The organism is Sphingobacterium sp. UBA6645, assembly GCF_002455685.1.
Taxonomy (GTDB): domain Bacteria; phylum Bacteroidota; class Bacteroidia; order Sphingobacteriales; family Sphingobacteriaceae; genus Sphingobacterium; species Sphingobacterium hotanense.
In genome coordinates this window covers 1-20,750 of record NZ_DKLH01000003.1, presented here as the reverse complement: position 1 = coordinate 20,750, position 20,750 = coordinate 1, and the positions used below count along the sequence as shown (strand labels likewise).

The 20,750-nt window shown below is 40.9% G+C and carries 19 protein-coding genes and 1 pseudogene; 6 read left to right on the top strand and 14 right to left on the bottom strand.

From position 1 onward, the window contains the following. Nucleotides 1-6: 6 nt before the first annotated feature. Nucleotides 7-1,260, bottom strand: a complete 1,254-nt coding sequence (locus B2400_RS00325) for a YaiO family outer membrane beta-barrel protein (RefSeq protein WP_286651306.1) — start codon at nucleotides 1,258-1,260, stop codon at nucleotides 7-9. Nucleotides 1,261-1,456: 196 nt separating this feature from the next. Here B2400_RS00325 and B2400_RS00320 point away from each other — a divergent pair, with 196 nt between their 5' ends. Beyond that, nucleotides 1,457-2,473, top strand: coding sequence for a ligase-associated DNA damage response exonuclease (locus B2400_RS00320; protein WP_293930106.1), 1,017 nt, complete (start codon nucleotides 1,457-1,459; stop codon nucleotides 2,471-2,473). Beyond that, nucleotides 2,470-4,050, top strand: a complete 1,581-nt coding sequence (locus tag B2400_RS00315; protein WP_286651304.1) for an ATP-dependent DNA ligase — start codon at nucleotides 2,470-2,472, stop codon at nucleotides 4,048-4,050. The genes B2400_RS00320 and B2400_RS00315 overlap by 4 nt, the downstream gene beginning before the upstream one ends. 20 nt (nucleotides 4,051-4,070) lie before the next feature. On the opposite strand, the gene B2400_RS00310 is transcribed toward B2400_RS00315, so the two are convergent. From B2400_RS00310 to B2400_RS00290, 5 genes are all read right to left on the bottom strand, one after another. Beyond that, nucleotides 4,071-4,835, bottom strand: a complete 765-nt coding sequence (locus B2400_RS00310) for a TIGR03915 family putative DNA repair protein (RefSeq protein WP_286651303.1) — start codon at nucleotides 4,833-4,835, stop codon at nucleotides 4,071-4,073. After that, nucleotides 4,832-6,091 carry a putative DNA modification/repair radical SAM protein gene (locus B2400_RS00305; RefSeq protein ID WP_286651302.1) on the bottom strand — a complete coding sequence of 420 codons (1,260 nt, stop codon included), beginning with the start codon at nucleotides 6,089-6,091 and terminating at the stop codon, nucleotides 4,832-4,834. The genes B2400_RS00310 and B2400_RS00305 overlap by 4 nt, the downstream gene beginning before the upstream one ends. 78 nt (nucleotides 6,092-6,169) lie before the next feature. Beyond that, nucleotides 6,170-6,676: a pyridoxamine 5'-phosphate oxidase family protein gene (locus tag B2400_RS00300; RefSeq protein ID WP_286651301.1), complete on the bottom strand. Its 507-nt coding sequence runs from the start codon at nucleotides 6,674-6,676 to the stop codon at nucleotides 6,170-6,172. A gap of 43 nt (nucleotides 6,677-6,719) precedes the next feature. After that, nucleotides 6,720-7,265 (bottom strand): lipocalin family protein, encoded by a 546-nt coding sequence (locus B2400_RS00295; protein WP_286651300.1) that lies wholly within the window; start codon nucleotides 7,263-7,265, stop codon nucleotides 6,720-6,722. Between the two features lie 263 nt (nucleotides 7,266-7,528). Further along, nucleotides 7,529-8,263, bottom strand: a complete 735-nt coding sequence (locus B2400_RS00290; RefSeq protein WP_286651299.1) for a siderophore-interacting protein — start codon at nucleotides 8,261-8,263, stop codon at nucleotides 7,529-7,531. Between the two features lie 161 nt (nucleotides 8,264-8,424). On the opposite strand from B2400_RS00290, the gene B2400_RS00285 reads away from it, so the two are divergent. After that, a complete protein-coding gene (locus B2400_RS00285; RefSeq protein WP_286651298.1) occupies nucleotides 8,425-8,700 on the top strand; it encodes a hypothetical protein in 276 nt (91 codons plus the stop codon). Further along, complete coding sequence (locus B2400_RS00280; protein ID WP_286651297.1) at nucleotides 8,697-9,404, top strand: helix-turn-helix domain-containing protein; 708 nt, start codon at nucleotides 8,697-8,699, stop codon at nucleotides 9,402-9,404. The genes B2400_RS00285 and B2400_RS00280 overlap by 4 nt, the downstream gene beginning before the upstream one ends. A gap of 15 nt (nucleotides 9,405-9,419) precedes the next feature. On the opposite strand, the gene B2400_RS00275 is transcribed toward B2400_RS00280, so the two are convergent. The 4 genes from B2400_RS00275 to B2400_RS00260 are packed head-to-tail and all read right to left on the bottom strand — an operon-like array spanning nucleotide 9,420 to nucleotide 14,580. After that, nucleotides 9,420-10,451 carry an FAD:protein FMN transferase gene (locus tag B2400_RS00275; protein WP_293930105.1) on the bottom strand — a complete coding sequence of 344 codons (1,032 nt, stop codon included), beginning with the start codon at nucleotides 10,449-10,451 and terminating at the stop codon, nucleotides 9,420-9,422. Continuing rightward, complete coding sequence (locus tag B2400_RS00270) at nucleotides 10,393-12,594, bottom strand: PepSY domain-containing protein (RefSeq protein ID WP_286651295.1); 2,202 nt, start codon at nucleotides 12,592-12,594, stop codon at nucleotides 10,393-10,395. Before B2400_RS00270 ends, B2400_RS00275 begins: the two co-directional genes overlap by 59 nt. A gap of 9 nt (nucleotides 12,595-12,603) precedes the next feature. Continuing rightward, nucleotides 12,604-13,089 (bottom strand): DUF2271 domain-containing protein, encoded by a 486-nt coding sequence (locus B2400_RS00265; RefSeq protein WP_286651294.1) that lies wholly within the window; start codon nucleotides 13,087-13,089, stop codon nucleotides 12,604-12,606. 6 nt (nucleotides 13,090-13,095) lie between these two features. Next, nucleotides 13,096-14,580 carry an ankyrin repeat domain-containing protein gene (locus B2400_RS00260; protein ID WP_286651293.1) on the bottom strand — a complete coding sequence of 495 codons (1,485 nt, stop codon included), beginning with the start codon at nucleotides 14,578-14,580 and terminating at the stop codon, nucleotides 13,096-13,098. 159 nt (nucleotides 14,581-14,739) lie between these two features. Here B2400_RS00260 and B2400_RS00255 point away from each other — a divergent pair, with 159 nt between their 5' ends. Beyond that, nucleotides 14,740-15,747, top strand: coding sequence for a helix-turn-helix transcriptional regulator (locus tag B2400_RS00255; RefSeq protein ID WP_286651292.1), 1,008 nt, complete (start codon nucleotides 14,740-14,742; stop codon nucleotides 15,745-15,747). 84 nt (nucleotides 15,748-15,831) lie between these two features. Here B2400_RS00255 and B2400_RS00250 read toward each other — a convergent pair whose 3' ends face one another. From B2400_RS00250 to B2400_RS00235, 4 genes and pseudogenes are all read right to left on the bottom strand, one after another. Further along, nucleotides 15,832-16,443, bottom strand: coding sequence for a DUF4374 domain-containing protein (locus tag B2400_RS00250; RefSeq protein ID WP_286651291.1), 612 nt, complete (start codon nucleotides 16,441-16,443; stop codon nucleotides 15,832-15,834). A gap of 80 nt (nucleotides 16,444-16,523) precedes the next feature. Beyond that, a pseudogene (locus tag B2400_RS00245) lies at nucleotides 16,524-17,135 on the bottom strand (DUF4374 domain-containing protein); the annotation flags it as partial. Between the two features lie 25 nt (nucleotides 17,136-17,160). Then, nucleotides 17,161-19,077 (bottom strand): TonB-dependent receptor plug domain-containing protein, encoded by a 1,917-nt coding sequence (locus B2400_RS00240; protein WP_286651331.1) that lies wholly within the window; start codon nucleotides 19,075-19,077, stop codon nucleotides 17,161-17,163. Next, a complete protein-coding gene (locus B2400_RS00235) occupies nucleotides 19,078-19,575 on the bottom strand; it encodes a carboxypeptidase-like regulatory domain-containing protein (protein WP_286651290.1) in 498 nt (165 codons plus the stop codon). It lies immediately after the preceding gene. A gap of 365 nt (nucleotides 19,576-19,940) precedes the next feature. Here B2400_RS00235 and B2400_RS00230 point away from each other — a divergent pair, with 365 nt between their 5' ends. Beyond that, nucleotides 19,941-20,546 carry a porin family protein gene (locus B2400_RS00230; RefSeq protein ID WP_286651289.1) on the top strand — a complete coding sequence of 202 codons (606 nt, stop codon included), beginning with the start codon at nucleotides 19,941-19,943 and terminating at the stop codon, nucleotides 20,544-20,546. Nucleotides 20,547-20,750: the final 204 nt, after the last annotated feature.

Here is a 20,750-nt window from a genome sequence, read left to right as displayed (position 1 = left end):
CAGATTTTAGAATCTGCGTCTGTAACCAACCGTTATGTCTATTTGATTGTCTTTAACTTCTGGCTGATACTCTACATTGTAGTATGTGCAGGAAATGGAGAACAGGTTTTTCTCTTTTACACTCAGGTTATATTCTAATCCGGTTTTAAAAGTTTTCAATTTATAGCTATCGCCCGTTAGGAGATTCTCTCTGTTCTCTTCCGGACTTATACCAGAGCCAACGATTAGACCAAAGTAATCGTCCGCACCTTTTGTATAATAGCGTACTGTACCGGCGTAGGAATGCGAAATATTATCATCGCCAGGTGTTAAATATGTCCGAGCGTTGAACCAAAAGTTCTTATAGTACTTTCCGACGGATGCGGTATACATCCATACATTCTCAGTGAATTTCAATTGCCTATATCCAACTTCAGCTTCAAAGCTTGCTGGCAAATTAGCGTATAAGGAGGCTCCGGTTCTAAACTTTGGGAAAATACCGTCGCTATTGGAATAGCCAGTTCCTAAGTACATATAGAACATTTTAGATAAACGTGGGTAAGCTTCAAGTTCAAATTGCGTTCCGTTGCTACCAAATTTATTTGCAAAGTTGGTTCTAAAAATGAAGGAGCCAATCGGCGTGCGTCTCTTATAACTTACACCCACAATATGCCAATCATCCGCAAATTGCTTGTCGAAGTGCATCCAATTATATGTAACGCCTATCTCATTTCCACCAACCTGCTCACGGATAGCATTTACTAATTCGCGTGCATCGCTATTCTTCGGGTCTACGGCAAGCAGTTCATTTAGCTGTTCGTTGGCTTCCGCGTAACGCTTTGAGGCGTTTAAAACCTTTGCCTTCAGCAATAATAAATCCGTCGATTGCGGATGTGAAGATAGACCATGGTTCACAATACGAAGGGCCTCTTCATTTTGGTCTTCCCAATATTCTAAGGATCCAAATGCTAAATGGAAATCCTCGTCTGTCGTATTTTTTAATTCTAATTGCTTGAATACCATCCTCGCAGAATCAGGCTGATCCATCCAAGTATATAATCTACCTAAAAATACGCTGATGTCGGTATAATCGGGACTTTTTTGTAAGGCCTGTTTTGCTAAACCAACAGCTGCCTTATAATTTTTATTGTCAAAAGCTTCGGTACGTGCTCGTAAGAATAGTTCGTCTGAATTAAGAGTTCCATCCTGTGCAAAGAGCACATTTAATTGAATGGAGCATAGCATGGCTAGGGTAAGAAAGCTAATTAGTGTTGATTTCATAAGCAGAATCTTCTGTAGATGGGACAAAGTTACTTGTTTTTACGGCTTTAAGTATAGAAAAAGCCAATTTATTTGTGTGATGTTTTTCATTTCCGTGCACTAGAGGTTGATAATCGATGCCATCTGAAAAAATGGAAAAGATCCATTGATCTGTGGCTTAGCCAAACAATTGCATGCTCATGCTCGTTCTCTTGATATGCAGATCATTGAATTTCGACCCCAAGGCATCTATTGTATCCCTGGTAAATTTTATATAGACCCCTGGCTTCCGGTAGATAGGGCAATTATTACCCATGGGCATGCTGATCACGCACGTGCTGGAATGGGAAGTTACCTATGCCATCGCTTTACCACACCCATTCTTAAGATACGTATTGGAGAAGCTATACAAGTGCAGGATGTAGATTACAACGAGGCTATAAACATCAATGGAGTCGAAGTTTCTCTGCATCCCGCGGGGCATATTATCGGATCCGCTCAAGTGCGAATAGCTTATAAGGGCAAAGTGGTCGTAGTATCAGGCGATTATAAGTTACAAGATGATGGACTGAGCAACCCTTTTGAACTTGTGCGTTGTCATGAGTTCATCACCGAGAGCACCTTTGGACTGCCGATTTATCAATGGGAATCAGTAGAAAATCTCAATAAGCAGCTGCAGGATTGGATTTTAAAAAATCAATCGTTCGGAAAGACTTCTGTGTTTGTAGGTTATTCACTGGGGAAAGCTCAACGTATTATGAGAGCAGTGGCGGGAATGGCGCCCATCTATGTGCATAGCTCCATTGCACGCTTAAATAAAGCCTACGAAAGCGTGGGAATTGTATTGCCGGAGTATGAAACCGTCGATCTTCGCGAAGACTTAAAACATATAGATAAAAACATCGTGATCCTTCCACCTTCGCTTGTTGGAACCAATGTAATCAAGCGGATTCCACATATGGCCTATGCTATCTGTTCAGGATGGATGGCGGTACGGGGCGCAAGGAGATGGCGAAGCGCGGATGCCGGATTCGCCGTAAGCGACCATGCCGATTGGAACGATTTGTTGCGCGTGACCAAAGAGACAGGTGCTGAGAAAGTCTATGTCACACATGGACAAACCGCTGTGTTCAGTAAATATTTAAATGAAAATGGGATACTGGCAGAGGAAGTAAAAACGGATTTTGGCGTGGAAAAGGAAGAAGCATTGATGAAAGAAAACGAAGCGATATGAAAGAATTTGCTCAGCTGATCAATACATTAGACAGTACTAATAAGACATCGCTGAAAACCGAAGCGATCGTTCAATATTTGGAGGTTGCGGAGAACAGGGATAAGCTTTGGTTTCTGAGTCTTTTTACCGGGCGTCGACCCAAGCGACAGATCAGTACCACGCTGATGCGCGAGTGGGTCAAAGAAATTGTCGATATCCCGGATTGGCTTTTTATGGAGTCTTATTCATCTGTTGGAGATCTTGCAGAAACGATCTCTTTACTTCTGCCTAATCCAACCGGTAATATCGATTTGGCATTGTCCGAATGGATGAATCGCATACTAGACCTGAACACGAAAACTGATGAAGAAAAAAAGGCATTTGTGCTTCATGCTTGGGAGAACCTGCCGCACCAAGAACGATTTATTTTTAATAAGTTGCTGGGAGGTAGCTTCCGTGTCGGTATTTCCGCGAAAAGCCTAATCAATGCAATTGCTCTTCATAGCGGGCTCGATGCATCAGCAGTTGCGCACAGCATTATGGGAGAATGGCTAATAGATGATGTCGAGTTTGATCTGCTCATACGTGGGCACTATGTCAACACCAACCTTTCCAAACCCTATCCGTTTTGCCTGGCATATCCTTTAGAAAATTTAGAGAAAACCCTGATCAATCCACAGGACTGGCAGGCAGAGTATAAATGGGACGGAATACGTGGACAGATTATCAAAAGAGCCGACCAAGTCTTTATTTGGTCAAGAGGTGAGGAACTTGTCACCGATCAATTTCCCGAATTAGTAGCGGAATTCAGCAAGTGGCAAGGAGATTTCGTGCTTGATGGGGAGATTCTAGCGTTCCTTGATGGTGAAGTTCTGAACTTTACATTTCTTCAAAAACGCTTGAATCGAAAAACCGTCACGGATAAAATGCGGCGTGAGATTCCGGTAACTATGATCTTATACGATATGCTCGAACTGAATCAAGAAGACCTGCGCGATAAACCGCTAGCATTTCGTCGACAGCAACTAGAAAAGCTTTTCCATATGAATCAAGCGGGGTCACTGATGCTATCTCCGATAATCGAATTTCAAGAACTCGACACGCTCGGATCGCTGCGTGCTTCTGCCAGAGATAAAAATAGCGAAGGCCTGATGCTAAAACACAAGAACTCTGTTTATCATGCCGGCAGGAAGCGTGGCGATTGGTGGAAATGGAAAATCGACCCGCTATCCATTGATGCTGTGCTGATTTATGCGCAAAAAGGAAGTGGAAGGCGTAGCGGCTACTATACAGACTATACATTTGCCGTGAGGGATGGAGACAAACTCGTCAGCATAGCCAAAGCGTATTCGGGATTGACCGATAAGGAAATTCAGGAAGTGAGTCGCTTTGTAAACAAAAATGCAATCGAGAAGTTTGGGCCTGTCCGGACTGTTAAGCCTGAGCTCGTATTTGAAATCGCTTTTGAAGGGATAGGTTGGAGTTCCAGACATAAATCAGGAATAGCACTACGATTTCCCCGGATTGCTCGATGGCGTAGAGACAAGACGGTTGAAGAAATTGACGAGTTGGAAGAGGTAAAGAAACTTATTAAATAGGCAATACCTGAATAATCTATCTAATCCTGTTTCTCGACTAAGTACTTCCAATACCGTTTAGGAACATGCTGAACATGTAATTTGATATTCTTGCGAGCCACGATATTCGTCGCCTTAAAGTAAGCTTTCCATAACTGTTGGTAATGTGTTTCCTGTTGATCCAGTTCGATCTGAATGGCTAAGTCAGCGCCGTTATTTGAGGCTTCAGACAGGGTGACTTCTTGGATATCCTGCAAATTATAGAGATATCCATAACGTCGTTTTACATCATATATTAACCAGCGCTGATCGGCAAAGCGCTTCTTGAAGAAGGAGATAATGAGCGGCAACACATTAAAATCTGGCTCTATAACAGCGCTGTATAGCTCATCTGCCGATTTGCTGAAACGTATAAAAGCTTTCATTCTATGGCTCTCTCTCCCCATCTTCTTAATAGTCTGAGAGAAGGCGAGCGCATCAGCATCCGCATAGTTTTTTAAGATGCCAGGGTTGTTTGTAAAAATGCTTCGCATCAGTTTAAAGCCAATATGCCAAGCTTTCGGATCCTCGGACAAAAAGTTTCTATAAAAATCATAAACACGCTCCTTACCTATATGCTTTTCCAAACCCTTCAATATCCGCTTCGCGCGTTCTGAATCCGTCTCAACATAAGTCTTTACAGCAAATAAACTGGATCCTAACTTTTCATCAATCATCGGAATTGCATCCACCTTTCTTTCTTGAAAAGACTGGAAGAAGGCACTTAAATAGCCCAAATAGCTACCATCAAAAATATAGTAGGTCATGCGAACAAGCTTAATTGATTACTTGCTGCCTTCGGCAGATACTTGCTCGTTCCTGAAGATAGAATCGAAGTTTTGATCGCATGCATTTGAAGGTCGCCCCAATTCCTTACAGAGTCGGCATAGCGCATAAAATACTTTGCCCGATTGAAGGCGATGCCGATTTTTTTTAAGTGATGCTCATAGAGTTTGCCAAATTTCCTCGCCTGTATAATTTTTAGTGCCGAACCACGGCCAACACCAGGGATACGCAGAATCGCGGCATAGTCCGCTGTATTGACATCGATAGGAAAGTATTGAGGATTTCGCAGAGCCCAGCTTAGTTTCGGATCTATATCTAAATCCAGATCTTGATGTTCAGGATTTAGGATCTCATCCAATTTAAAATTGTAAAATCTTAACAACCAATCGGTTTGATAGAGTCTGTTTTCTCGAATCAGGGGAGGGGCAGTGCCAACTTGCGGAAGCATACTGTGTTCATTATTTATAGGGATATATCCGCTATAATAAACTCGTTTAAGATGGTATGTCTTGTAGAACTCTGACGAAATCTTCATAATATCATAATCCGTCTCTGAAGTTGCTCCGACGACCATCTGCGTGCTTTGTCCGGCAGGCACAAAGGTAGGGACGTGCTTCATTAGCTTCTTTTCCTCAGAGAGCATAATCTTTTGCTGATCTACAAACTGCAGCGGTTTTCGAACAGAATCATGGTCTTTTTCCGGCGCCAATTGTTTTAGCCCTTCCTCAGTAGGAATCTCTAAATTGACGCTCATTCGATCTACATAAAGCCCAGCTTCTTTAATAAGCTCTTCACTCGCACCAGGAATTGTTTTTAAATGTATATAACCAAAGAAGCGTTCTTCGGTTCGCAACTTTTTCACGATTCGCATAAGTCGTTCCATCGTAAAATCTGCCGATTTAAAAATTCCAGAACTCAAAAAAAGCCCCTCGATATAATTTCTACGATAGAAATTCATCGTTAGTTGAACCACTTCATTTACCGAAAATGCGGCTCGCTGAATATCGTTGCTGCGGCGACTGACGCAGAAAGCGCAGTCGTAGATACAATAGTTGGTGAGCAAAATTTTTAAAAGGGAAACGCAGCGCCCATCTTCGGTATAGGTATGACAAATACCTGAACGAGATGAGTCACCGATTCCGCCCTCGTTTTTTCTTTTCCCCCCGCTGGAACTACAACTTACGTCATATTTCGCAGCATCTGCTAATATCGATAGCTTTTCCTCTGCTGTAATCATAATAATGATAGATGATTACAACAAAAATACTAAAAATATTAGTAAGCACAAAGGGGATATTTAAAGATTCTATCTCTCTTAAATTGATAGTTTCCCATCTCTGCCGACATCGAAATTATTGCCGGTTACAGCGTTCGCAGCTACCTTCATCAGCGTAATAAGTTTATTTGACTTCTGGTCCCAATAATATGCGTCGTTAGGAACGATTTTTAACACCTGAATGTTTGGATCTTCTTTTCCTTTTTCAAACCAGCCTTCCATCATCTTGTTCCAATACTTTTCAATGCGAGCTTCATCTCTAGAGATTTCGGCATGTCCATTGATGGTTAAAAATTCATAATCTTTAGGTTGGGCATAAATTAGAGAGACTTGACGGTCAGCTTGTAAATGCTGATAGGTTTCACTTTGTTTCGAAAATAAATACCAAATATTGCCTTCCTCATCAACTTCCTGTCGACTCATTGGAACAGCATGGGGCTGCTTCTCATCCTTTTTAAAGCTACATAACATGCCGATATCTATCTTATCGACCATTTCACGTAATTTATCGATTGCTTCTTTATTGCTTAAGTTTTCTGTACTCATCGTGTCAATTTTTGCCCGAAGGCGCTTAATAATTTTTGTTTATCTATTTCTGTTCTGTCCAAACAAGTCTGCTCATGTCATATCCTGCATCCATCGCTTTCTTTACAAAAGTTTCTTTAACACGTTCAGGCATAGTTTTATTTCGAGACAAGAACCAGATATAGTCAGTGCTTTCTCCAAACACCAATACATTTTCATAAGCAGGATCCATAGCGACCACGTTATAGCCTGAATAAAATGGTCCAAAGAATGATACTTTTAAAGCACCTTTTGTCGGGTCGCCAACAAAGTCCGCTTTCCCTTCTGACTCCTTCCATTCTCCTTTTTTCGTGTCATAACCTTTATTCAACACTTTAATTGTGCCATCTTCGTTCAGCGAGTACTCCGCAGTTACTTGGTTCATGTCCTTCTCATGCTTAAAGTCAAAGCGCGCTATCTCGTACCATTTTCCCGCATAGGATTTAATGTCGAAATTGTCCACAACATTGACCCCGGGAGGTACTTTCACCGACTTACATGCACCAATTAAAAAAGGGGCAATTAATATAGCTGAGCCCAACGCTATTTTAAGACAGGTTTTATAATTCATAGTATGTGTTTCTTAATGAAACAACTTTTAGGATATAATAGTTTGCTTTAGCTATGAAATTTAGGATTCTGACGAAGAGGGGTGCTTTATGCCATACGGCTTTAGGAAGTATTGAAGATAGGCGAGTTAAACCTTAAGCCCGCCCGGTCCCGGAATAAATAATTACTAATAAGACCTCAACGTCTATTCGGGACCAGGCAAGTTTAAGGAAATTAATAGGGCAAATTGTCTTCGTCAATTTGCTGTTTAAACAAAAAGTAATTCTAGAGACCGATTTTCCCCTCGGCCCAATAGGGATAAGTTTGTATCTGTTTATTGCTGTATCCTTTTCGGATAAGTTCCTTTCGGAAGAGCTGAATCGTCGCAGTATTCCCTGATAGATAAAAGGCGATGTACGATGGCAGAATGTCATTGTTATCAATCCATTCAACATATTGTCGAAACGAATCTTCTAGTGCCCTCATATTGACTGTTCTATAGCTGCAATCCTCTAAATTAATCCATTCAAGCCAACTGTTGTGTTTTTGCTGAATATCAATAAAACAAAAACAGGGACGCGCTTTCATCTTGGACGCGTTATTGATGCTTTGCATCAGCCCGATGGCAGTTTCATCGCCAATAACAACATGTGCACTGGCATATTTCACAAAGGACATTTTGCGTCCCGGACCAAGAAGTTTAACCGGATCACCAACGCGCAATTTTTCTGCCCAGCGGCTACCAGGCCCCTTGTCGTGCAGATAAAATAAAATATCGCAAACACCCTGCTCCCTATTGAAATAGGAAGAGGTATAATGCCGAAATTCAGTTGCATTTACTCTAATTTCGATTACATTACCCGCGACAAAATCGGTTTTTACACCCGAGAAGTCGCCTTCAAAGCGGATGTATTTAAGTTCTGGCGCGAGGTACTCAATTTCCGTGACTCGGGAGGCATGGTAACTGCCACTAAAAAATTTCTCCATGGCGTCTGCCATCCATTGTGGAACTCTAGGCATATCGTCTTTTATTAATTTTTAAGATGGTTATTTTTCTTAATGATATTTATAATCATTCTAAATTAATATTATATTTATACAAATGTAACCTATGCGACAATATGGTGGGTTCGAATAAAGGAATAAAAAGTTTAAATAAGGGATAACCTAAAGGATGAAGAATGAATCTGAAAGTGTATGATAGCGAGACGGGTATTTTAAGTTTTAGTAAGGATTTTATTAGCGTTAAACTCCTGGGAAGCCAGGATCTGGTAGATGATTTAGTGGATTTGAACTATCTGGTCGATCAGGGTTATTACCGAGAATTATCTTTTGAAGGTGTGCATATTGGTTATGGTTATCTATCTCATAGGAAACGAATCAGATTTAATTTTGAAAGTGATTTTGAAACGATAGAGATGCATTTTGCATTGAAGGACATAGTTCTGCTCAAGTGAATTTAGAACAGGGGACAATTGAATACGCTGCGTTCGACCATAATATCATTTACGGCAATTGCGTCGCAGGACATATGTTGTGGGATGACCCAGAGTTGCAAGTGTTCGAGATTAATTTTACGCCTTCATTCTTTCAACGCTTCTTACCAGAGGGGACAACCTTATTTGATCAGTTTAGAAACCGAATAGAACAGCGAAAATCTGCTTCATTTGGAAAAAGAAATGCTCGCATCAGTGCTAAGATGTACCAGATAATCAAAGATATTCTAGATTGCAAACGTCAGGGGATCTTCAAACGTATGTTTCTAGAATCCAAAGTTATCGAGCTATTGATGTTGCAATTTGAGCAGTTTTCGAAAGATGGAGATTTTGATACGGCATTAAGTAGGACAACGGTCGAGCGGATATATGCTGCGAGAGATATTATAGTCAATCAAATTGATGCAGACTTTACCTTAATGGATCTTGCCCACCAAGTGGGAACCAACGAGTGCACCTTGAAGAAGGGGTTTAAAGAGGTTTTTGGCACCACCGTTTTTTCATTTTGGCGTGAAACGAAGATGGATCGCGCTATTGAATTGATAGAGGGTGGAGAGTTGCGTATTGCGGAACTTGCTGAATTATTGGGATATAAGAATCAGAAGCATTTCTCGACGGCACTTAAGGCAAGATTTGGAATTAGTCCTAGCCAGTTTAAAACATAGACTAAAGGAAATGCGTTATCGGTATATCCGTTTATTATCCGAAATAATGATGAACCTATATTCCGGAAACCTCTTCGCTAATTTTTTACCTTTTTTAACTCCCAGAACCATCATGGATGTGGAAAGTCCGTTAGCAAATTCTGCGGAGGGTCCATAAACTGTTACACTCACAACGCCAGTGGCTGGATAACCTGTTTTGGGATCGATAATGTGAGAGTACCGCACATCATCAAATTCAACATATTTCTCATAGCTACCAGAGGTCGCAACAGCATGTTCATTGAACCTTAAAACCTTAATCATTTTATGCGATCGGAAAGGGTTCAAGACACCAATAGTCCATGGTTTTCCATCTTTTTGTTGACCCCAGGATGCAATATCACCGGACGCATTAATCATACCTGCTGGAACGCCCAAATCCTGCATCAATTTCCGGCCACGATCGGCGGCATAACCTTTACCGATAGAACCAAATCCGATTTTCATATTCGGTTTTTTAAGAAATATGGTAGAATGGACGCTGTCTAGTTCAATATATGGATAGCCCACATGCGCGATAGATTTCTGTATTTCTGCTTCACTCGGCATGTGTTCCATGCTGCCATCAAATCGCCAAACTTTGTCCAACGCAGCGATACTGATATCAAATGCTCCCTCGCTGATTTTCGAAAAATATAAAGCCCTTTCCGTGAGTTCAAAGACCTCGCGATCCACTTGAACCGCTTTGATTCCAGCGTTACGATTAACTTCGGATATTTGTGTATGCGGGCGCCATTCAGAAATTAAATTCTCAATACGTTCTATTTCAGCAACAGCTTGATCAATATGATTATTCGCGACAATGCTGTCCTGATCTACTAGGGTTATTTCAAATTGGGAACCCATCAAGGTCATTGCGCGACGAATCTGTACCTGTGCAAGGCTGACTTGTAGCCCCGCAAGAATAAAAGTTAGGCTGAGTAGGATTCGCTTCATGATCTCGATATTATTAATAACAGTCGTGAAGGATTTGTTTGCTGTCGTGATAGAACGATAGTGGTTGACCATTTCTTTCCTTTACGATGTCGTTTAAGACCTTTTCAACGTCACGAAGCATCGCAAGCGATCCACAGATCATTATACAGCCACCATTGCGTAGAAGTTCGGCAAAGCGTTCGGCATCCTTTTCTATCAATTCCATCACGTACTGGCCAGGGGTATGTCTTGAGTAAGCGAACTGGTAGTCAACTAGCTGTTTCTGATTTATTTTTGATTCTGCAAATTTTTGATATTCCTTCACCCAATCATTTTCATGGCGGAAGCCACCGTATAGATAAATCGGAATTTGCTTATTGTTTTGATCGATCATTCCTAGAAACGGCGCGATACCTGTTCCGTTGAATATCATGGCTACCTCCTTAACTTTCTTTGGAAAGTTAAAGTCCTTATTCGGCATCATACGCGCTTTAATAATCTGCTCCGATTGCAGGTCATAAAGGAAACCGGAACCCAGGCCGAACTCATGTTTCTTCACAATCAATTGCAGCAAATTATTACATCTACCGATGGAATATAGACGCTCGCGTTGATCGTTTGCCGGATAAATAGCTAGTAAATCGCCTGAATTGAAACTAACGCGAGAGAGAGGCTTCAGGGTGACGCGGAACGTACTATTGTCGGCTGTAATTGCCGTTTTTTCAATTACTTTCCATTTATGCAATCTCTTCTGTTTCTCCGCATATACCGAAGCCGCTGTCGCTAGGGGCAGCAACGATTTCTCAATGTAATTGTTGATCCAAATTAGAAGGTCATCAATAGATCGATCATTAACGACATGAGCAGGGAGATAGGGGCTTGCCCATTCCTGAACAGAGAGTGCTTTATCGACCTCCAAAGCAAATGCACAAAAGTCTGCATAGGCTTTCGACCCAAAGCCAACAACGCTATATTCAACATGCTGCTTTTGTGGATACTGTTTCAAAAGATCAAAAAACTTGCCCGCATTGGATGGAGGATCTCCTAATCCATAGGTTGAAGTAAAAACGAGCAGTTGTTTAGCTTCGGGATAAGATTGGTATTGATTTAGTCCGGCAATAAATGACTTTTGGCCGGCGGCAAGTAATTGTTGATGGACCTTATTTGCATAGAATAACGTGCTGCCATTCTCGGATCCATATAGAACAATAATTTGTGCTTGTGCCGCTTTAAATTTGTTCTTGATCTTGGTCTTGCTTCTTTTGAGCGTGATTACAAAACCGGTATAGATAAACGCCAGAATATTGATAGAGGCGATGCCTAAGATAAATGCCCAAATCATGTTGGTTCTACCGGTATGCATGTCGAGGTTCCATCTTTCCCAACCTTTTTGCTTCGGAAAGATGGTCTGCTCTGTAATTGCCCCACTGATTTGGTTCACGCTGATCGATTGATCCTTTAACTTGATGATGAAGAATTCCTCAGGATCGTCTGGAATAAAAGGAAAATCAATTTGTTCCACATCTTTCAATAAAGTTTTTTGAAAAACAGGGAAATCTTTTGCCGCTAACACCTGCTCTTCCTCCGTCTCATTGATGGGGATATTTACCTCTTGATTTTCCCCTTGGAAGCTCGCTAATCGCAATAAAAATAGACAAGTACCTGTAAACGCGATGAGTAGGATTGGAATAAGCATCCAGCGCCCTGTGACAACATGGAAATACTGTGCAAAGAAATCGTTTTGGATTTTCGCAAAAAAGTGACGGATTCCTTTTTGACGTTTTAAAATCAGTGCAATACCACTGATACTGATCAAAATCAATAGGAAAGAAACGACGGCTACAATGATACGTCCTGTTTCTTTAAGAAATAAGGAACGGTGTAGGGCAGTGGTCCACTGTATAAAAGAACTTTGCTGAACGATAGGAGCGATTTTCTCGCCACTGTTGACATCGATATAGCCCTTTACGGATTCGCCTTCTTCGTCGATAGCATCGATGCTGACGAATCCTCGGTGGTCTACTGAGATAGATATGATTTCCGGGTAAATCTCCTGCAGATTTGGGATAACCTGCGCGAGATTTACCGTTTCAAAATTATCAACTTGGAGATCGGGAGTTTTTTCATATATGGCATTTACCGATAGGATAACTCCTGTGAGCGATAAAATTATCAGGAAAATTGAAGAAATAATCGCTAGGGCAAGATGTGCATATCGCCAAAGGGATAATACCATATTTTAGTGTTATTGAACCTTACTTAGTTTAACAAATCGTAAATAACCTGTTCCAGCTGCGCGTTCAGTGATACCTTGCGTCGTCAATGGAATTTCTATATCCTTTACATGATACTTCTGTTCCTCTACAGCAGTTTCAAAACGTAATTTGTAGCCCTTATTCAATTTACTATCCTCGATACTGATGGTTTTGATTGCGCGGTCACCACCACCGATGGAAGCACTGGTTACAGCACTTAATTTTTCCTTAGATTTCGTTTGAAACTTGTACCACTCTTTTAAAGTATTGTACCATTGCTTGTCAGGACCGAGTACAGCAAGAGTTTTCTCATAACCACCTTTTGGATTGATTAACGAGATAACAACGTAGGCTGCTTCCCCTTGGTAGCTGTTCATCTGCAACATACATTTGTACTTGCTCGATTGAGCAAAGGAAGTCCCCATTCCGAACAGGACAAAGAATAAAACTGTAAGTACTTTATATAGTTTGTTCATTTTCTGTTATTTAAGAAGATCTAAAGCCGTACTATTTCCTTTGATAAAGTCATTTTCACTCGCTAAGTCCAATGGCGTTTCATCAAATTCTGTTTTCAATTCTTTCTTCGCACCAAGCTCTACAAGTTTCTTCAAGAATACATCATCTTTTGCGATCAAGGCTGCCTTGTGAAGAGCAGTCATCCCGTCTTTATCTTGTGCATTGATGTCAACATTTAATTCTGCTGCTTTATTGATCAAGTCCATGCTTTCTTTTGTGATTGCAATGTGGTATAATGTGCTACCATTCTCTTGCGGCTTAGCCACATCAAGGCCCGCTGCTTTTAAGATTTGCAATTTTTCAGTGAAAGGATCCGCTTGCTGACCAGCCGATGCTGGGGCAGGACGGAATGAGTTGAACCAATGAAATGCAAGGTTGTTGCCATCTTTATCTAAGACATTAACGTCGGCCTTATTTTTCAATAAAACTTGTACGATTTCAGGTGCACCAGTTGACACCGCTTTCGTTAATGCTGATTCACCTTTATCGTTCTTCGCATTAATATCCTTTGTTTTGGATATCAATAGCTCAACAGCGGCTACATCACGACCTGCTGCGGCACCCATCAGCGGCGTATTGCCTTCGCGGTCTGCAATGTTAGGATCTACGCCCTTGTCTAAGAAATAGTTGATGACAGCCATGTCAGGACGACGAACCAATGCATTAAGGATGGTTGCCCCGTCTTTATTCGTTGATTTTGGATTCAATTTTAAATCCTCAACGAGGTATTGATAAGTATCTAGACCATTTGATTTTTGTCTTGAACCCATTGCAGCAAAGAATAACGCGTTGCCTGTAGGTTGAACACCTTTAGCAATTAATTTCTGGATCAATGCTTTATTTCCGAAGCGAGATGCATAATCTGTAGCAGTTGCGCCGTTGGAATCTTTATCTTTGATAGAAAGGCCCTTTGTTGTTAAGTATTCAGCAATCTTTAGATCCTCATCCATGGAGATAGCCAACAACAGTATGTTTGCTCCATCATCGTAAGTTTGTTTTGGGTCAACACCCGCTTTAAACAGCGATTCGTAGATTGCGAAGTTGGTCGTTCCGGAGCTTGCGGCAGATCCTGCAATAGATGCGCCATGACTATCCTGATACTTTACATCAGAACCTTTAGCGATTAAATAATCAACTAATTCAGCATTTCCAGAACCGACTGCCCAGTGAAGGTAGCTTCTGCTATGGTGCGTTTTTTTATCGATGCCATTTCCCTCTTGCTCAATCATGTATTTTAACACATCTGTCGATGCGCCGTTAACTATCGCAATGGATACAGGATCCCATGAACCAGCATTGGGTTGCGAAGGGCTATTCCCTTTCTCAATTTCTGCTTTTACAGTATTAAGATCAGGTTTTGTTTTCCAGAAATCATGATTTAAAAGGGTACTTTGTTGTGCGCTTGCACAAAGTCCCAAAAATAGGAAGGCAGGTAATAATAGCTTTTTCATTTTTGTTTTTTTTATCTGTCTACGCTTATTATTTCATAGTAAATAAAGGGAGTATCGACTCCGGGAGCAAATCTAGCAAATTTTAAGTACTTTAATTAGATTAAATCTAAATTATTTACTTTTGTCCGTATTAATTAACTGAATTTTGTTTTAGTTCACATGCATCTTTATTCTAGAATTCCAGAACTCGATTCGGTAGCATATGATTTGGATATTCCGGATGAATTTTGCCAAAATGCTGAAATACAGCAGGAAAGTTTAGATTTTGAACGCTTCAATGTTGCCTCGATTCACATCAAAAAGTTATACTCATCTGGTTTTTTCCTCGAGGAGTGTAAGCTTAAATCGGCCCAGACCTTATCGGAGGAATTTTCTGCCACTGGCGATCATATTCGCTTTTTCTTTTATTTAAATGGCAAGACATCAGTGCTGAATGGTGCTGGAATGCAGAATTATTCTCACCAGATAGGGATGTTGCTCCATAATTACTTAAATGAACAAGGTGCTGGAGGAAAGATGCAAATAGCTCCGAATAAGGAATTGAACTACATCATTCTGAAGATGTCCAGACCATACTATCTCACGTTGACAGCAGGGGAGACCTGGTTAACTAATGATAAGTTCCGTCAATATATCCTGTCGGGATTTCCAGAAAACCGTCCCAATGAATCTTTTTTATTAGACTTACACATGTTGAAGGTAATCGAAGAAATCTTCCATGGGCCGGAACGTTTCGCTAAAAATACCTACTTGTATATCGCCATCAAGTTGAAGGAACTTCTTTTTCTCGTGCATCAGTGTCGCAATTATGCGCAACTCAATCAAATTGAAGCTCCCTTTAGGGATACCCTGTTAAAGATAAAATCGTATCTGGAAGTCAATTTGGAAAGACCGCCAAATGCTCACGAATTAGCCTTGCAATTTCGGTACAATGAAAAGAACCTGAAAAGAGACTTTAAGACCTTGTTCGGAACGTCGATTTATGCATATATTGTGAAATGTCGGATGGAGCTTGCCCGGAGTTTACTCGGAAATAATTATAACGTCAATGAACTATCAACGCGACTTGGATATCGAAGTGTCTCGCACTTTATAAAAGTATTTAAACAGCATTTCGGCTACACCCCACACGAGTTGCTGAAGCGAGAGTCCTGCAATCATCCATAATAGCGTCTTAATAATTAATGTTTAGAAAAAGAACGCAGACCGAAGTCCGCGCTCTAAGGGTGTATGGATTGAATCGTCAATTCCTTATTTGCTGAGTTTTCCGATTGCTGTTATTTCGCTCGCTTCGACTTCCAAGCCTTTTGTAGCTGTTCCGCTTGCCGCATCAATAATATAGATCGCCGGGTTTTTGTCTGTTTCTGTTACTGGTATGTAAAGTTTTCCATCCTCTGCAATTGGTAATCCAAATCTTGGATTAGCATTGAAATCAGGAAGTCCCTTCACCCATTGGAACGTTTTGTTAACCGCATTTAAAATGGCGATATCATTGGGTTGCGCTGGACCTTTTTGAGCGGTAGTTGCCGGACGTACATAGGTTAATGCAAAGTAGTCGCCGGCAATATGATATACTTTCTGGAATTTTATTTTCGCGTCTGTCGAACCTGCAGCCGTAACAGCGCTTTCTAGGTTCCAATAATAAGATTTATCGAATGTTTTTTGTCCTGCATTGATACGGATAACACCTGCTGGCTTTGTTGAGCGAGCGTCGTTTGCAGGCGAAAAGACATATACATTATTTTTACCGTCTTGAGCAATAGAAGAGTAATACTGCGAACGGAAACGACCCGACGCATAGCCGATACGATCATCCCGTAAATTTGTTTTATATTCAGATCCTTGTCGTAAGAGGCAATCCATACCGAGTCAGGGTACTTCGTCTCACCGGTGGAAGCACCACCGCTGCCCGTATTTGAATTGATAACAGAAGGTACCAGTGCCGTTAAGAACTCTTTCGGACCGAACGGTACTACGCCGGAAAGCGTTGCATATTCTCCATTTCCAGTTAAATTCGTCGTGTTCTTCGTGATCGTTGTAACAGCATTTCCATTTGCAGGGTCGATGAAATTGAAAGTCGAATAAATGTTCTTAGGATCATCTGCCACTTTGATACCACCTACGATGGATAGCACTTTCTCTTGGAAAGGGCCGTAGGTGGTAAATCTTGATTTTATTTGGAACTCACTGCCACTTTTGACAATTTTTCCATCAGGACCTAAGGCAACGCCGATACCAATTCCAGGATCCCCTTTTTGATATTTCAATCCGATACCAACTTTAGGAGTAGGGAAGATCCATGCGGTATAAGCATCAGCTTCTAAACCTTTCCCTTTGATAGACGTTGTACCTTTCGTCACGTCCGGAACCGCAAGTAGGTACGACGCTTCTCCCTGCGTTGCCGCGATGAAGAATTCTACTTTTTCTGATTCACGTGGCTTCTCTTTTGGTACTTCCTCATCAGAACATGCGGTAAAGCTTGTTCCGAATGCTAGTGCGCAGATGGTAAAAAATAGTCTGCTATTTGTTTGATTTTTAATTTGAGTTTGGAACATAATAATATGATTGTTTTTGAAAAAATTACATGATAAAATAGCGTAGTTTGACATTGAAGCTTCTTCCTGGTTTTTGCAGGCTATAATTGTCATAGAGGCGCTGGTCGGTTATGTTACGTCCTTCTACGCTGATATTGTAGCGTCCTGACTTCATGGCGTAAGAGGCGATGATATCATGGGAAAGCGTTTTATCGATGCTTGTTTTTTCGCCTGACTCACCCAAGCTTGGCCAACGAAGAAAGAAGGAATGCACATAATGCAAGTGGTAACCCACCGTGAATAGATTGGCCTTTGCGCCTAAGTCGGGGATTCGTATTTCCGCTTCGCCATTGGCGTAGAAGTAGGGTTGGTTGGGCATACGATCGTTATAAGTTTGCGACAATTGTGCATTCCCATATTTATCGTATTTTTCTTTGTTGATTAAGCTTTGATAAGTAACCGTACCGCCCGCGCTGAAAAAGCGTTTATAATAATAGCGACCTTCGAAATTTACGCCGATGTTTTGGACTTGTCCATGGTTTACACTGCTGGCCTCGCCGGTACGAGGTACGATTTGACGTTGAATAAAGTCGGTAACATTCCGGTATAAACCGCTGGCATCAAAATATACCGCATGGTTCTTTGCAAAGTCCTTCTGATAGGAAATGCCGAGATTTACGTTTTCACTCACTTCCGGTCGCAATGATGCGTTGGCACGTTCAAGCACGGCGTCTCCCATGAGTTCGATGGCAGATGGCATGCGTAGCGCTTTTTCGACGGAGATTTTATACTGGAAATCATTCAGCAAAAAAGTGCTCGCTATACCATAGCCGAAAGCGTCTGACTTTGCTGTCATCTCTTTGTATGTTGGAAAGGATTCGCTTTCACCCACATTGACCATACCAGTGGTGCTTTGGATGTAGTGTTTTCCGAAAATAGTACTTACCCACTTTTTATTATAGTTGTACTTATAGGATACCCCAACAACATTTTTATAATTGCTCGAATTATCTTTTGGCAAACTAAACTGATCTTTGATAATATTTTTGTCCGCATTTTCGCGTTGATAGGTCGACCAGTTGTCGTTCAATGCAAAGCTATGCTGCTCGTTGAGTTTATAGATTAGATTAAGCGACGCATTTGCGTTGTTATTATAAAATTCAACTATTGAATTGACGCCTTCACCGACAGTCTTTTTTTGAATAAAATGACCATACCAATTGTATTCTCGCGTTGCTGTATCCGTATTTTGGTTATAATTGCGATTGTAATTTCCCGTTAAAGTGACATCAAAGCCCGGAGTAAATATGTTCTTTTTTGTATAGATTAAGGAAGGCATAACCGTTGTTCCTTTTCTGGATTTTTCGCGATAAACAATCTTCATGATGTTGGCATTCTGTATATCTGAATAGTCTTTGCCTAATGTAATTCCGACAAGGAATTGGTCGGCCCACTTTTTATTAACAAAACCGGTTTTCAAGACAGCGGTCTCGTTATGGTAGTTATTGTGGAACGCTTTCGTCCATACGCTGTCTTTGGAAATAATGCTTGTTTCAAAATCTCGCACTTGTGTATAAACAGGATAGCTATTATCCGAGTAGTTTTGGAAGGCATTTAATAAGACTGTGAATCCCGATTTTGTAGTGTGCCCTAAGTTTATGTTGGTTTTATGCGTATTAAATGAACCGAAAGAGTAGGAGACATCAGCGAACGACTTGCTATTTTTATTTGTGATGATATTGATTGCACCACCTAATGCATCTGCGCCGAGTTCGATAGGTACAACACCATTATAGATCTCTATTCGCTCCGCAAGGTTGATCGGAATGTTGTTCAACTGAAATGCAGAACCCATGCCATCCATTGGAACGCCATCGATAAAGATCTTAACATGGCGTCCGGAAAAGCCATTTAAACTTATGGAACTTCGCGAACCGAGCCCGCCATTTTGCCTGACTTTGATTCAGGAAGCACGATTCAAGACATCCGTTAATTCGACGGGACAATTATGGAATTTCTTCGCGTCTAAAACTGCGACATTGAATGGGCTTTCTTTAACGTTTTTTATAGCGGATTTACCTTCAACGATAATCTCCGATATCTTCGTGTCATCGTGAGCCTCTAGATAAATCGGCGCCAGTTCGTTATAGCCATTCTTGCAGTGTATTGTTCTTTTTGTCGGTTTATAGCCTGTTAATGAAATCTGAAGCGTCTGCTGTCCTGATTTGCATTTTAGGATGTAAAAACCCTTCGCGTCGGTTGTGGTTGAATGTCTGCTGCCTTTAATTATAACCAAGGCATTTGCTATGGCATTGTGCTCCCTGTCGAGCACATACCCGCTAATAGATATTCCTGTCGACCCACTTTTATCTTGTGCCCAAAGATTATTTAAGGCACAAATTGATAATAATAATAGAATGATATAGAATCGCCCGCATGTTTTTACCCAATGTGTATGCATTTATTCTGTTTATTTAGATTAATTATAAATAATAGCGCAAAGATATATTTTAAACTATTAGTGTAATATCGATTTTGGGGATAGATTTTAGCGAAAATGGGGCGCGCATGTCAAGAGCGGTAAATCCAAAGATTTCCCCATACTTTGGTTTTCAAATTTGTGGGATATTTTACCTCCGGCTCACCCATTTAATTAATAGAGGGGAAAGTGATTGATCCGATAGGAAAATTATGTGTATGATATTTTAAATATTGGCATCAACATATATACTTAATAGCTATATTTATCTGATCGTTTATGCGTAAACATCCGAGCCTTCGGGAGTTTAATAAGCGTTCTTGAATTATGAATTTTAACAAACCAACATGAAAAAACTCTATTTTTTTATGGCTTTTGTGTTAGCCATGACAACGGGCGTAATGGCTCAAAACAATTTTGGACTCCGCGCAGGATACAACTTAGCAAATCAGTTTATCCGCGAAGGCGACTATTCTGCTACCACCAAGATGGCTTCCCGATTCCACGTCACAGGTTATTATGATGCCCGTATAAATCAAGGGTTCTCCATACAGCCTGGACTTTCTTTGGAAGGTAAGGGCGGTAAGTCTAAACTACCGGAAGGGGATTACATCGACAAATTTCTTTACTTACAAGTGCCAGTGAATTTCTTAGGCAGAGTGCCAACAAGGAGCGGTGTCTTCTTTTTTGGAGGAGGACCATATTTGGCTTATGGCATCAGTGCAAAAGTTACTAGCGATAACCAAGGTGTGGATTTACACTGGGGAAGCGGCGTTGACGAGCTTAACCCTTTCGACTTCGGATTAGGCGCTATTCTAGGCTATAGATTTATGAACGGCTTCAATCTTAGTATTTCGAGTTCTGCAGGCCTAATCAATATATCGAATACCGATACGAAATACTTAAATCGCGTAACCTCTTTTAGCGTAGGCTACGAGTTTGGGAGGAGATAGTATTTAGTAGTTAGTATTTAGTATAAAGACCTATGGCGGCCGATAATGGTCGCCATTTTTTTATTGTTTTTTAGGATGATATGGCTGTCTTTGAACTAGGAAAGGAAGGATGTTTGTCTTTGAACCAGGAAAGGAAGGATTTAAGGATTGAAAGGATCCTGCTAATCTTTAAATCCTTTTTTTCCTGGTTCAAAACAACGCATC